The sequence below is a fragment of the Cecembia calidifontis genome (assembly GCF_004216715.1).
In the GTDB taxonomy this organism is placed as follows: Bacteria; Bacteroidota; Bacteroidia; order Cytophagales; family Cyclobacteriaceae; genus Cecembia_A; species Cecembia_A calidifontis.
In genome coordinates this window covers 3,859,224-3,872,593 of record NZ_SGXG01000001.1, presented here as the reverse complement: position 1 = coordinate 3,872,593, position 13,370 = coordinate 3,859,224, and the positions used below count along the sequence as shown (strand labels likewise).

Below are 13,370 nucleotides of genomic sequence, written 5' to 3'. Positions count from 1 at the left end.
AGAAATAATAATACCTAAAATCCGCAGGATTTTAGTTTGGAGATTTGAATCTGCTTGTTTGTGTTCATTTTTGGTCTAGTTCGGGAATTTCTTCCCTTTGATTGAAGAGTGTTCATAGTTTTGAGACAATGGATTTTAGGTTTGAGGATAAAATGGACGGTTTTTTTCCTCAATTTTAATGGAAAAGGCATACCTCTTCCCTGTAAATCTTTATTTTTTGAGCTCCTGAGGGGTTTTTATCTGAATTTAGTTCAAAATCGGCTTGTAATCCTTACTCGTGAACAGTTTGAGCACTTCTCTTCTTCCCGTTCTTATCCACTTGGCTGAAACAGTGATAAATCTGAAGATAAACTTCTTGAGCCTGTCGGTAGGCTTAAGCCAATCAACTTTTCTGGAATACTCTCCAATGATATAGGTGTAAAAATTGGCATACATAGCCGTCATAAGCATAAAGGAGGTATTCTCTGCAAGGAACGAACAGGGCAACTTAGACCAGCCAAAGTCATTGTTGAGTACATCAAACAAGCGTTCGCTTGCACCCCGGGCGTTATAAAACCTTACAACAGCTTCATTGGACGATGTATGTTCATTGGTCAGAATAGCCCTGTAAGTAAATGCATCTCCACTAAACACATCTGCCTGCCCGTCTTTACGCCTGATTCTGGTAATGACCAGCCTGTAAGACCTGTCTTTACCGAAAGGTTTGTAGTCGGATAGGTCAGTAACTTCCATTTCCTGTACACCCAAACGTATTTTCTGCCACTTCTCAGGGGCTATACTTCCAAGGATATTATCCAGTTTGGCACATCTGTTTGCCCGTATATAAAAGCTTTCGGTATGTGCTTCCAGTGTGCGGAGAACTTCTTCCTGATAGGATGCTGAATCGGCTCTGAACCTTCCGATACGGATATTTTCATTGGTAAGCTGCCCAAACATGCGTGTAAGTGTATCAGCCTGCAAATATTTGGCCTGACTGTTGCCATTTCTGCCCTCTACGTACACAGGAATGGCCTGTGAAAATTCAGGATGTGCTATGGAAGCTACACCTGGCTGATATCCATAGACGTGTTTATATGTCTTTTTTGAATCGTACTTTTCAGTTGGAATGACGGTGTTGTCATAATCGAGGTCGTAAGCAACACCTGACTTGAGTAATCCGGTCTTACAAGCTGATTTTAACAACAAGCTGTTGAGTTTTCCATTGATATTAAATTCATGGCTTACTCCACTGGACGGATTTATAAAGAGTTCTGTATCAACAGCAAGCTCTTTGATACCTCTCAGAATTGTATCGGCACTGCATACTGAAAATGAAGGGACCTGTTCAAGTGCGTCTCTCAAGTGAACATTGATATCTTCAGTACAGTCGCCACCATTAAAGAAAATAGCCATATGATTGGCGAAAATGTCACTGTATGAAAACCCTCCCCTTAAGGCTCTAACCCCCAATTGATTATCAATGAGTTCTGGGAGACCAGAATTTTTGAAAGAGTTAAAAACAAAATTAAAACCTCCGAAAGGTGTGATTTTTTCTGTCGAATTCGTAATTTTCATACCGCTTATCAAGGATGTGTGGTAACACCTAAATAAGTGAAAAAAAAACGAGCCGGAAAAGCCTGAATTGAATAAATTCAGCCACTTTTTCGGCTTTTTTTAAATCCGCCCTGCGGATTTAAGGTAATAATATTTTATTCATGGTTAGCGTCGGTTTTTGCTCAAGATGGTTTGCATAGGGGCTAAGTTGCATCCACATGGGCTGGTTTGGGGAAGAACCACATCATCATGTGGTTTTTTGAAAAGGCTGCAACTTCCTTTTGAATTTCAACATCCTTAGGGTACAAAAAAATTTAAAAGTACTATGCAAACTTTAAGACTAAACCCCTATTTATTGCCCCACAAAGGTTTAAGGTACCTTCTGGGCAAAGTTTCATTTTTGGCCGGCAATCTGGATCAAACCAAAGCCGAGGAAGTGAAGCAATTGAAAGTGCTATCCAATGAACTGTTTTACCTTTTAGAACAGCATGCGTATGTGGAAGACCATATGATTTTGCCTGATCTTGAAAAAAGATGTCCTGGAAGTACAGCAGAAAACCATGAGGAGCATGAGCATTTGGAAGGTCTTGTATCCGCACTGAAACACAAAGTCAATGGCCTAGAGGTAGGAAACCCTCCCAAGATGTTCTTTGATTATTTTTTGGATTTGTCTGAATTCCATTCAAAATATTTGGCCCATATGGTTTTTGAAGAAAGAATGGTCCTGCAGTTGATTTGGGAAAATTACAGCGACGAAGAATTGATTCATCAGCATCACAGCATCGTTTCTTCTTTTAGCCCGGAAAAAATCTTGCGCTGGTTCAAATATATCATCCCTGCTTTGGATCCTTCTGAAAGATTGATGGCATTGGCCGGATTGAAGGCTAATGCCCCAAAAGCATTTTTTGATCAATTGATGGAGGTTATTGGCTCTGAAATGGAGTCCTCGGCATTCTCTGCCTTAATGCACTCTTTGGAAGAAAAGATTTTGGCCTAATCTATTCCTGTTTGAAGGGTATCTGATCAAAAGCCGTCAGGTACCCTTTTTTTATTTAAAAAAGCTTTACTCACAAAATTTCTATCATCAAAAAGACATCATCATGAAAAATCTATCATTAATCATTTTAGCGCTAGTTTACTCCCTGACTTTCAGTTTTTCCAAAGCAGAAGATGGGAAAAAATTCCTCACATTAGGTACATACACATACGGGTTGAATCACCGAATGGACAATCTTTTGCCTTTTTCCACTTTGATTCAGGAAAAACTGGAAGGTGAATATAAAGTAATTACAGTTTCCTATCCCACTGTTGATGAACTGATACAGGCCATGCTTGTCAATGAAGTTGATATGGTGTTTATCAGTACCTCCGGATACCTAGGGTATATGGAACATTCCCAAGATTTTGAAATAGCAGGGGCCTTGATTGATGATTCAGGTGCTACTTCCAGTTACCGCTCCGTTATTGCTGCTTCCAAAAAATCAGGAATTTCAGATTGGGAAGGAGTTATGAAGAAATCAAAAAACCTCAAATTTTCTTTTGTAGATGAAAAATCCACTTCCGGTTATTTGTTTCCCATAAAGCAACTTGAAAGTAAAAAACTTATACCCATTGAAGATCAATTTAAAACGGTTGATTTTTCGGGGAATCATATGAAGGCTTTGGAATCCATTCTTTCGGGTGAATCGGACTTAGCTGCTTTTGGAGCCAATGACTTATATGCACTTGGGAAAAGAAAGGATGAAATCAATATCCTTTGGATTTCGGACACAATTCCGCTTGGGCCTGTTCTGGTCAGCAAAAGAGTGGAGGAAAAGGTTAAATTAGTAATTGAGGACTTATTGCTGGGGCTTCATTTTACGCAGCCGACAGTATTTGAAACTGTCAAATCGGGCTGGGTAGAAGCACAGCATGCTTCCAGATTTGAGAAAGTAAGCCTGGCTTATTATCTGGACTTTCTTAAATAGTCAAAGGGGCTATTATTTAGCCCAAATTCTAAAATATTTCTAGCGAGAGGCCAGAATGAAGGGCAGGAATTTTAATAAGAGCCAAGGCAAAAGGGAAAAGGCAAAAGGCAAAAGAGGGGTGTTCTTCCCTGAATAGCGTTGACCGTTTGGTTCAACATTCATTAAATATTTCCATCGGGCAATCATGAGCCAGAGGTTCTTCTCTTGGGCAAACTTCGAAGGGGCTCGATGCCCCTAAGAAGTTTTTTCTTCCTTCGGTATAAACAATCACCGTCGGTCTTTCTTGGGCTTTTAAATTTAGTATATTTTTATAAAATCCCATGGGGGTGTATTTCATTTTAAATCCCCTGTGTAGTCTTATGCTGTTGTAGTTGGCTACAGCTTTCGCCACTTTTCTTTTCAGGTCGCTGAAATCTTTGATTATCCACCTTTTGAGGTATTCATTTTTTATGATTCCATTGATTCGTTCTGCGTAGGGGTTTTCCCATGCGATATTTCCCATACTGATATGGATATTGTTTTTGTTGAGCAAGGAGGTGTATTCTTTACTACTGTACTGGGAACCTTTATCTGAGTGGTGGATCAGGCCCCAAGGCTGGTATCTCAAAGTACTGAGGGCCATTTTCATAGCTTTGATATTACCTTCTGTGCGCAAGTTGTCGTTGACCGAATATCCCACGATGATCCTGGTATAAACATCAATAATGAAGACCAAATAATAGAATTCACCATTGAGGTAAAAGTAAGTGATATCGGTTTGGATGACCTGAAAAGGTCTGTTTATGGCCATACCTTCGATAAGGTTTGGATAAGAATAAAGGCCTGCGTAAGTGGTTTTCTGGTAGTTTTTTATTTTTTTGATACCATATCCCATTTCCATGAAAATTTCACAGAATTGATCCCTTCCCATGAATTCGGGTTTCAATGTATAATACATTTTTTCGACCCCACATCCTGGATGGTCTTCCCTGAGCTCATCGGCCAGGATTACCAGTTGGGCAATTTCAAGATCGAATGCTTGCTGCCTTTTTTTGGCTTGTTGAACGGCCTGCTTGGTTACTCCAACAGTCCGATAAAGTTCATTGAGCGAATGGTTTATCATACTTTTGTTGGATTGGAACCACCAGAGTGTGGGGTTTTGGAGTTTTTTTTAATATCGATTGAGTAAGTTTCTTTGGCCAAATCAATCATTTTTTCCAAATAATCAATCATGATCTGTTTTTGGCCAACGGTACGCTCGAGATCTTTGACCTTTTCTTCGAGTTCTTTGAGCCTATTGGTTTGACTGTCTTTCATCTCAATTATCCTGATATTTTTTTCATTATAGGTCGAATACTTATAAATCCAATGATAAATAACTGAGTTCACAATTCCATAATGTCGCTCCATTTGCTGAACTGTCATGATTCCTTTCTCAAAATCATCAACCAACTTACGTTTAAATTCCTCTGAAAATCTACGCTGAGAATTAATCCTTTTTCCTGTTTTTAACATCTTTTTTCTCGGTTAAAAACGGTCAACCTATTTCAGGGAAGGACAGGGTTTCGTCTGGGCCGGCATTGCCCTTGCGGAGGATGGAACTTGTCTGACCGCCAGGCAAGCGATAAGAAATAATCCCTTTGTTCCCAATAGCATCGGGATTTGGGGAAGGCCTGGTTTTAGGGCAGGAATTCAAAATTCTTACCCAAATAACTTTACGGGTTTGGTGACTTTTTTATCAAAGCCTGTCCCGCAGTATTGCTGGGAAAAATGGTCAGAAAGAGAAAATTGTAAAAAAAATCATTCAGCCAGATTGAATTGTAATTTAGCTATTGATCACCTTTAAGGATAAGTTAGATCGAAATATGAAAACTGAAGCTGCTCCACAAATGGGGGCAGCTTTTTTTTATTTGATGTGTTATTTGAATCAAACCTTATGGAAAGAAATCTTCTAACCTGCCTATCTCATTTCAACAGGTTCTGCTCACTTTATTCAACTTTAAAATCTAAGGATTGTCACTTTAATGCCGTTTAGTTAGTGGTTAATTGACTGAAATTCATTATATTAGAGATATAAAATAAGGCTTCCGAAAGCAGGGAGTGCTGGAAGCCTTAAAACTTTAATTGTAAATGAATTCAAGTTAAAACTAAGTTATGAAAAATTTATCATCGAAAGTAGGACTTCGGTGAAAGATTTTCTTCGTGACCGTTTCTTTTCTTTTGAAGTTCTTGTGCTTTTTATTTTGTCAAAGAGCAACAAAGGACTTAATATCTGTCTTGAAGAGTTTTTTGGGGAATCTTCCTTATCGCCCACTAAAAGTGCATTTACCCAGGCCAGGAAAAAACTGTGCTACACAGTTTTCAAAAAGCTTAACTCTTTGATCTGCAGTCTTTTTTACGAACATGCAAAGTTTAAGAAATGGAAAGGCCACAGAGTGCTTTCTGTGGACGGATCAACGCTTGAGCTTCCGGATCATCCCTCCATGTCAGAAAAGTTCAGCTATCATGGTTTTGGGCCCAATGCGGATGCGGGACATTATATGAGCAGGATATCTTATTTATATGATGTTTACAACGGCCTTGTACTGGATGCCGGCATGGAAAGCTATACCACTTCTGAAGCTACCCTGTGTCATGGCCATCTTGGACATATTAAAGAAGGTGATCTTCTTGTATGCGATAGGTATTATGCATCCCTGAGAATTTTCTACGAGCTGAAAGGAAAGGGGGCAGACTTTCTTTTTAGGATGAAGGACAATTGGTGGAATTGTGTCGAGGATTTTTCCCAGAGCAGTTCCACTGATGCGGAATATACGTTGGTACTCCCTCCAAAGTATGGCTGGCTGCTTGAAAAATACCCCTCGTTATCCCGAACCATGACCGTAAGACTGATCAAGAAAAAGAATAAGAAGGGTAAGATATCAATATATGCGACTTCTCTGTTGGACAGGAAAAAATATACAGCCTCCTCTCTAATAAACCTGTACAAACAGAGATGGGGAATAGAAGAAGCATATAAACTGATCAAATCAAGACTTGAAGTATCTGATTTTTCCGGCAAAACAGCATGGGCGGTCCAGCAGGACTTCTATGCCAAGACCCTGATCCTCTCACTCTGCAATATTCTTTGCTATGATGTGAAGCCAAAAACCAAAACAGGAAGAAAATCAAAGTCAGCAAGGATCTTGATAATCAATAAAACTTATGCACTGTCAAAAACAAAATCCCTGATTTTCAGCATCAGGGATTTAATTGGTGAGTTAGAGGAGATTATCCAGAAATGTGTAAACAAAATCGCTTCCAAAATAGAATATTCACGAAGAAACCAGGTATTCAAACGGAAATTCAGAGCAAAACTGAAATACTCAATGAATTACAAATCTATTTAATCACATTTCTTAACTTAACGGCATTAATTGTCACTTATTTATTTTGGAAGAGATCAATGGATGGGTGAGTATCATTAAAAAATGGGTTTCTTTATGTTTGGCAAAAGCATTAAAAAAAAGAGGCCGAAATTTGATTTCGGCCCCAAATTCAAAAAAATATGAAGCAATACTATACTTTCGGTCTTATTTGACCACTTTTGTGGTTGTAGGTGTGTAAATTCCAAAGGTCAGGGCATTTAAAACACCATCGATAAAAGAGTGCTGGATGGTAACTGAATAATCTTGCGCATCCCCAGCCATTTTAACGGGGTCAGCCGTTTTGAGAGGCGCCAAGCCGTACACCAAATAATGGCTTTTTTCTGTAGTTTCAACTCCTCTTTGTGGCCCGTTTCCTACAATATAGGATTGGGTGTAACAAGACGTGAGAGATCCAGCCAAAGCAAAGATCAAAGTGGATTTAATGATGATTTTTTTCATTTGTAGTTGGTTTAATTTTATTTACAAAATTCACTTTTAATGCAGATTCCGTCTATCGCATGTTTGGGTTAAAATGCGGATGAGCAATTAATCTAAATTATTGATAATAAGGGGTATGAGTTCTATTTGCTAAAATTTAATAACCCCTTCATGTGAATATTCAATCGCCTTAGTTGCTCAAAATGCCGGAAAAGGAAGCTTGAAAATTATGAGGAACATAACTTACACTATTGTTTGATTCCCTTCTTTCATATAAAATTCCGGACATGGTTCCTTCAATGGTTCCGCCTGAAGTATCACTACTTTCAGTGATTACTATTCTCCCATCAAAATAAGGTTCTAAGTTTTCGTCGAAAGCGATGCTATTGAAGCTTTTGGATGCATTGATGATTTCAATACCTCCTTTTACAAGGGCTGAGAAATTGTAAGTGCCTTTTCCATTAAATCCAGGAATCAAAAATGCCAAAGAGGCATCATAGTTATTGTTGCTTGACTTCAGCATGTTGATGGTCAGTACATTTCCCGCTCTTCCAATCAATACTTCTGCATTGCTGTAAGCATAAGGGCCAACTTCAAACCGGTTTTTATTTTCAATGGTCAGATGGGAAAGAAGAAGGAATTTTTCCTTACCCAGAAAAAGTTCAGCAGAGACCATAATATTAGGTTGGTCCGGGACTATGGCAGGAGCGGTGTACTTAGCAAAGGATAAATTATTGTTCAAAAATCCAAGTGTTCCCCGTTCAGGCTGGATGCCGCTCTTTTTTCCATCAATCAGCCATTCACTTACCAAACTGTTTTGAATTCTAACAGGAGGTACCAAAGGCGCCAAAAGGTCACTGTTTTTAAGATCAGTTCTTAGGCTGAGTTCGTATTCGTATCCCACAATTTCCAAATCCTGGCTTTGGGATATTCCTAAGTTTTTCCTTCCCGGTTTAATCATTGCAGAAGCAAAGAATGACCACCTGCCTGGATAGGAAATCCTTCCTTTTATAGTTTTACTGACTTTATTGTTTTCAAGATTTCGGATGGATTTCCAGATTCTATTGCTATCCTGTCGGGCCAAATGAATAAAATCCGGTCCTGTACCAGCAAGATCCTCTTCGGAATAGGTGTAAATCACTTCGACTGGTTTCCTAAGTGTATTTCCGCTCAGTTCCAAGTCAAAAGAAATTCCAACTGCCTGTTCTAAAGTTTGTGTGATGGCTTGAACTTTAACATTTGTGGTTTGTGAGAAGGTACCCGAAGGGAAAAGTAATTTTACTTTGCGATTGGCAAGTTCCATACTTCCGCCTTCAGTACTTATTTCCTGAATGATGGCTTCACCTATTGGAACTCCTATCTCAGTTGGGCTTCCAATAGGTAGTGGTGCAGGTGGATTTGGAAAGTTGTCAGTCAATTCCCCCATGCAGGAAAGACAAAAGGAAGAAATGCCTAATAAGACAATAAGACTTGCTTTTTTCATAAAGAGAGATTTTTTGTTATTATTCGGATAAATTTTTGAATTATCCGGATGATTGGGATTCTTCGAGGAGAGTTGCTCAAAGAATTTGTTTTCCCCCTTTTATGTAGTAACTGGAATTATCTGATTTTTAAAGATTTTTGCTTGATTGTATTTCTGTGGATTAGATTTTGGGCGTGGTAGAAATGGTACTTGAGGTTGTTTTGTATCACATTTTCATGTGGTTTTATCAATACCATGCAACTTTCTTTTTTAATGCACCATCATCATGATTAGAATATCTTAAATGATTTTCTGAACGAACTATTTTAAACCAACTAATTATTTACTTCATGAAAAATTTAATTTTCAAACCATTGTGTTTTTTGTTGCTCCTGCTTGGATTAGGGGCATGTAATTCTGAAGAAGCCCTTCCCCCAATGAATCCGTTTTTGGGCGAATGGAAAGCATCCGGTGAGCAGTTTTTAACCCTCACAGTCAATGGAGAAGAAAAATCTTTGGAAGATTTTGGTGTGCAGGTATTAAGAAGCAACACAGCTACTGCTGTTGGGGCGGCTGAGGAATACCTGAGATATACCATCATGGGTCCTATAGATATTTATGAGCCTCTACTGCTGTTAACCCCCCAAGAGTTGTTTGCCGCACAAGTTGAAGGTGAAAGGGTCACAGGAATTTGGAAATTACAGAATTCAGGAAGCGTTTTACACTTGAATTCCCTTGATTTGAGAGATAACGGCTATTACTTCAATATCAAGAGAATTTCAGTAAATGAATTGGAACTGGATTGGTCATGGGAGATGAGTTATATCGGAGAAAACTCGGGTGTGTTTAAGATTAATCTTAAAATCCATCTGAAGAAATAACATGTGCATGGCCTGTGAAATAGACCCGGTCAAAGCTGAAGGCTTTGCCGGGTCCCTTATTGAAATGATCAACCAAGGTGCTATGAGCATTATGATTTCGATTGGTCATCAGACAGGATTATTTGATGTATTGGCGGGTTTGGAGCCTGCTACTTCCCAAGATATTGCCAATCTTTCCGGCCTACATGAGCGTTATGTGCGGGAGTGGCTGAATGCCATGGTTGTTGGTAAAATCATTTTTGTGGATGATACATCTACTTATTACCATTTGCCTATGGAACATGCCCTGGTCTTGAGCAGAAAATTCCCTGGGGATAATATTGCCTTGTTTGCCCAGTATATACCGGTGATTGCCGGTGTGGAACAACAAGTAATCCATTGCTTCAAAAATGGGGGAGGGGTTCCTTATTCCGAGTATGGAAGGTTCCATGAAGTCATGGCTGAAGAAAGTGGGCAGACCATTATTGGAGCTTTATTCGACCATATTCTTCCTTTGATTCCGGGAATCAACCAAAAATTGGAAAAAGGAATTTCGGTTTTGGATATCGGTTGTGGCTCAGGTAGGGCATTGAATCAATTAGGGGAAAAGTTTCCAAATTCAGTATTCCTTGGGATAGACCTCTGCAAAGAGCCAATAGAAAAAGCCAGAAAAAGTGCCGAAGAAATGGGACTTAGAAACGTGTTTTTTCATCAAGCGGATTTGACCTCTTTTAGACTGGATGCTGAGTTTGACCTCGTAACGGCTTTTGATGCCATACATGATCAAGCAAGGCCGGATTTGGTCTTGAAGGCCATTTATAATTGCCTAAAGGACAATGGGGTATTTCTGATGCAGGATATAGATGCTTCTGAAAAAGTCTATAACAACCTCGATCATCCTTTTGGAAGATTGCTTTATAGTATATCCACGCTTCATTGCACTACTGTTTCCTTGGCACAAGGGGGGATGGGATTGGGAACGATGTGGGGTACTGAACAGGCCAAAAGAATGCTTAAACAGGCTGGATTCAATAAAGTGACTGAAAATCGCCTGCCACATGACTTGATGAACTGTTATTTTGTTGTCAGCAAAAACTGAAAAATCCTTTCGCCATTTAATTTTTATGAGGTAAGGAGAAAATGAAATGGTTTGGATCTGATTAAAAAGATTCTCCTAATATGAATTGAAAGCTTATTTTTGTTTGTAATTTTATGATAGCCAATGTATTGTCTTATTTTTTCATCTTTGGTTTTTCACTGTTTTGGTATATCCTGTTAGGGTTATTGTGAAGATTTCACTTCAATCAGGTCAGTTCATGAGTTAGGTATAGAGTGGTAATTAAAATTTGACTAAAACACACTATGGACAAAAATATTCTGATTACATGTGGTTTGATGTGCATTGTATTTTCCTGTCAAAAACCCATTCAGGAAGTTGTTTCTGAAAAAGATCCATTTCAACAGGCCATGAGTCTTTGTTTTGTTCCTGCCGGAATGAAATGGGATTTTTCCGAAGGAAAGGCTCCATTTATGGCGGGAATGGATCTTTTGGACTTCCCGGTTTCAACCGGCAATGATGAGGCAAGGAAATATTTCAATCAAGGGCTTTTGTTGGCCTATGGTTTCAATCACGCAGAGGCTGAGCGTTCTTTTCAATATGCGGCAACTTTGGATCCGGATTTTGCAATGGCTTACTGGGGTCAGGCTTATGTTTTGGGACCCAATTATAATGCCGGAATGGAACCTGAGCATTATGCATTGGCTTTTGCGGCTATTCAAAAAGCCAAGTCAAAGCTGCATCTGGTTTCAGCCAAAGAAGCTGCCTTTATTATGGCCATGGATAAAAGGTATGTGGCAGAGGCCAGAGAAGACAGAACAGAATTGGATGAGGCTTTTGCCGAGGCGATGGGAAAGGTATGGGGAAATTATCCTGATGACCCTGACGCAGGGACAATATATGCAGAAGCATTAATGGATCTTCAACCCTGGGATCTTTGGGATAAAGCCGGCAATCCCAAAGGAAATACCAATCTGATTTTGGAGATTTTGGAAGAAATATTGGCCAAACACCCTGAACATCCAGGGGCCCACCACCTTTACATTCATGCGGTGGAAGGATCAAAAAATCCTGAACGTGGGCTAAATTCTGCTAGAAAATTTGACCAAGGACTTACTCCAATGGCGGGCCATTTGGTCCATATGCCATCCCATATTTATATCCGAACAGGAAATTATCATGAAGGAACCCTCTCTAATCTCAGGGCAGCCAAAGTAGACAGCATTTACATTGAGACCTGTAAAGCACAGGGAACTTATCCCTTAGCCTATTTCCCGCACAATTATCACTTTATGGCCGGAACAGCCATTTTGGAAGGAAATAGCAAATGGGCCGTTTTTGCCGCGGATAGACTATACGACCATTTGGAACTTGGGCTCATGGAAGAGGAAGGCTTGGAAGTTATCCAGCATTTTTCTACAATTCCTTATTTCGTCCGTGTGAAATTTGGCCTTTGGGATGAGATATTGAAATTGGATTTATGGGAAAAAGGGACGGTTTATCAGGAAGGAATCAGGCATTATGCTTTAGGAATGGCTTATTTGGGCAAAGGGGATTTGGAATCATCAGAATCCGAACTCCAAAAATTGCAGAAAATAACTGATAGTGATCAGCTTGGAGATGCCAGTATTTGGGGAATCAATTCACTCCAATCCATTCTCGAAATTGCAACATTAATCCTTGAAGGGGAAATCTTGGCCAGTAAAAACCGATATGATGAAGCCATTGCCAAACTTGCGGAAGCATCAACACTTGAGGATCAATTATTGTACAACGAACCCCCTGATTGGTTTTTGTCCACGCGCCATCATTTGGGGGCTGTGCTTTTAGACGCAGGAAAATATCAGAATGCTGAATCAGTTTTCAGAAAAGACTTAGAAGAGTATCCGAACAATGGATGGGCATATTATGGATTGATGCTGGCACTTGAAAAGTCAGGAAAGACAATGGAGGCAAGTGAGGTAAAAAAACGATTTACTTCTGCCTGGCGTACAGCTGATATTTCCCTAGTATCATCAAGGATCAAATGAGTAATGGCACCAGGAAACGCATTGTCAGAAAAAATTAGGGATTGGGAATTTGATCTTATTTCCAATCCCACAATACAATACTCCAATCCATGGGCAAAGCATCCTTGTACTGATGGATTTCTCTGAATCCAAGCTTTTGATGGGCCCGGATCGATCTTGGATTATTGAGGGCTATTTCTGTGACTGCAAAATCAAATACCCTTTCGTAAGTGGATTTGTAGTACTGATACATTTTGTCAAATATTCCCTTGCCCCTGTAATTTTTACCTACACAGACCTGCCCAACCACCAGGTAATTCCAAGAGGAAAGTGACTTTTCTTGGTATGTCAAAACATTGAATTGCTCAAACATGGGAATTAGGACAGGAATATCTTCCTTTGAAGCTGGCGTCATGGCCAAAACATAAGCTACCACTTTTTCCCTATCTTTTGCAATGACATGAGGAGCCAAATCATTCATTTTTTTAAGCAGTTGAAGATCATGTTTTACAGTAACAAATCCTTCTTCTGGTGAAGAAATCTGCTCAAGGTGGTTTTCTGATTGAAGTTCCAGAATACCCAAAAGATCTGCTTCATTACTGGCAGTTTGGAACATTACCGATTCCATTTTTCTATAGTTTTAATGGTCCTCAAAAAG

Annotated in this window: 12 protein-coding genes; 6 read left to right on the top strand and 6 right to left on the bottom strand. The window is 39.4% G+C overall.

The features are described 5' to 3' along the window. Window positions 1–246: 246 nt before the first annotated feature. Window positions 247–1,554 carry an IS1380 family transposase gene (locus BC751_RS16625; RefSeq protein WP_130273823.1) on the bottom strand — a complete coding sequence of 436 codons (1,308 nt, stop codon included), beginning with the start codon at window positions 1,552–1,554 and terminating at the stop codon, window positions 247–249. 304 nt (window positions 1,555–1,858) lie between these two features. Between BC751_RS16625 and BC751_RS16620 the strand changes: the two genes are divergently transcribed. Then, window positions 1,859–2,530 (top strand): hemerythrin domain-containing protein, encoded by a 672-nt coding sequence (locus BC751_RS16620; RefSeq protein WP_130276626.1) that lies wholly within the window; start codon window positions 1,859–1,861, stop codon window positions 2,528–2,530. Window positions 2,531–2,633: 103 nt separating this feature from the next. Further along, window positions 2,634–3,500 carry a phosphate/phosphite/phosphonate ABC transporter substrate-binding protein gene (locus BC751_RS16615; protein ID WP_130276625.1) on the top strand — a complete coding sequence of 289 codons (867 nt, stop codon included), beginning with the start codon at window positions 2,634–2,636 and terminating at the stop codon, window positions 3,498–3,500. Between the two features lie 151 nt (window positions 3,501–3,651). Here the strand turns inward: BC751_RS16615 and BC751_RS16610 are convergent, their stop codons facing one another. Together BC751_RS16610 and BC751_RS16605 are read right to left on the bottom strand one after the other, a co-directional pair. Continuing rightward, complete coding sequence (locus BC751_RS16610; protein ID WP_242617320.1) at window positions 3,652–4,602, bottom strand: IS3 family transposase; 951 nt, start codon at window positions 4,600–4,602, stop codon at window positions 3,652–3,654. Continuing rightward, entirely contained in the window at window positions 4,599–4,994 is a 396-nt protein-coding gene (locus BC751_RS16605) for a transposase (RefSeq protein ID WP_130273830.1), read from the bottom strand. Before BC751_RS16605 ends, BC751_RS16610 begins: the two co-directional genes overlap by 4 nt. Before the next feature lie 671 nt (window positions 4,995–5,665). On the opposite strand from BC751_RS16605, the gene BC751_RS16600 reads away from it, so the two are divergent. Next, window positions 5,666–6,868, top strand: a complete 1,203-nt coding sequence (locus BC751_RS16600) for an IS4 family transposase (RefSeq protein WP_165389854.1) — start codon at window positions 5,666–5,668, stop codon at window positions 6,866–6,868. A 183-nt stretch (window positions 6,869–7,051) separates the two neighbouring features. Here the strand turns inward: BC751_RS16600 and BC751_RS16595 are convergent, their stop codons facing one another. Then, a complete protein-coding gene (locus tag BC751_RS16595) occupies window positions 7,052–7,345 on the bottom strand; it encodes a Bor family protein (protein WP_130276623.1) in 294 nt (97 codons plus the stop codon). Between the two features lie 169 nt (window positions 7,346–7,514). After that, window positions 7,515–8,807: a hypothetical protein gene (locus BC751_RS16590; RefSeq protein ID WP_130276622.1), complete on the bottom strand. Its 1,293-nt coding sequence runs from the start codon at window positions 8,805–8,807 to the stop codon at window positions 7,515–7,517. A 329-nt stretch (window positions 8,808–9,136) separates the two neighbouring features. On the opposite strand from BC751_RS16590, the gene BC751_RS16585 reads away from it, so the two are divergent. The 3 genes from BC751_RS16585 to BC751_RS16575 all read left to right on the top strand — a co-directional run bounded on the left by BC751_RS16585 (window position 9,137) and on the right by BC751_RS16575 (window position 12,733). Continuing rightward, complete coding sequence (locus BC751_RS16585) at window positions 9,137–9,667, top strand: hypothetical protein (RefSeq protein ID WP_130276621.1); 531 nt, start codon at window positions 9,137–9,139, stop codon at window positions 9,665–9,667. 7 nt (window positions 9,668–9,674) lie between these two features. Next, window positions 9,675–10,745 (top strand): class I SAM-dependent methyltransferase, encoded by a 1,071-nt coding sequence (locus BC751_RS16580; RefSeq protein ID WP_242617507.1) that lies wholly within the window; start codon window positions 9,675–9,677, stop codon window positions 10,743–10,745. Between the two features lie 263 nt (window positions 10,746–11,008). Next, complete coding sequence (locus BC751_RS16575; protein WP_242617506.1) at window positions 11,009–12,733, top strand: tetratricopeptide repeat protein; 1,725 nt, start codon at window positions 11,009–11,011, stop codon at window positions 12,731–12,733. A gap of 55 nt (window positions 12,734–12,788) precedes the next feature. Here BC751_RS16575 and BC751_RS16570 read toward each other — a convergent pair whose 3' ends face one another. Next, window positions 12,789–13,340, bottom strand: coding sequence for a GNAT family N-acetyltransferase (locus tag BC751_RS16570; RefSeq protein WP_130276619.1), 552 nt, complete (start codon window positions 13,338–13,340; stop codon window positions 12,789–12,791). Window positions 13,341–13,370: the final 30 nt, after the last annotated feature.

Excerpts from the sequence above, each read along its gene's own strand:
- BC751_RS16625 (WP_130273823.1), bottom strand. The coding sequence starts at position 1,554 with ATGAAAATTACGAATTCGACAGAAAAAATCACACCTTTCGGAGGTTTT.
- BC751_RS16620 (WP_130276626.1), top strand. The coding sequence starts at position 1,859 with ATGCAAACTTTAAGACTAAACCCCTATTTATTGCCCCACAAAGGTTTA.
- BC751_RS16615 (WP_130276625.1), top strand. The coding sequence starts at position 2,634 with ATGAAAAATCTATCATTAATCATTTTAGCGCTAGTTTACTCCCTGACT.
- BC751_RS16610 (WP_242617320.1), bottom strand. The coding sequence starts at position 4,602 with ATGATAAACCATTCGCTCAATGAACTTTATCGGACTGTTGGAGTAACC.
- BC751_RS16605 (WP_130273830.1), bottom strand. The coding sequence starts at position 4,994 with ATGTTAAAAACAGGAAAAAGGATTAATTCTCAGCGTAGATTTTCAGAG.
- BC751_RS16595 (WP_130276623.1), bottom strand. The coding sequence starts at position 7,345 with ATGAAAAAAATCATCATTAAATCCACTTTGATCTTTGCTTTGGCTGGA.
- BC751_RS16590 (WP_130276622.1), bottom strand. The coding sequence starts at position 8,807 with ATGAAAAAAGCAAGTCTTATTGTCTTATTAGGCATTTCTTCCTTTTGT.
- BC751_RS16585 (WP_130276621.1), top strand. The coding sequence starts at position 9,137 with ATGAAAAATTTAATTTTCAAACCATTGTGTTTTTTGTTGCTCCTGCTT.
- BC751_RS16580 (WP_242617507.1), top strand. The coding sequence starts at position 9,675 with ATGGCCTGTGAAATAGACCCGGTCAAAGCTGAAGGCTTTGCCGGGTCC.
- BC751_RS16575 (WP_242617506.1), top strand. The coding sequence starts at position 11,009 with ATGGACAAAAATATTCTGATTACATGTGGTTTGATGTGCATTGTATTT.
- BC751_RS16570 (WP_130276619.1), bottom strand. The coding sequence starts at position 13,340 with ATGGAATCGGTAATGTTCCAAACTGCCAGTAATGAAGCAGATCTTTTG.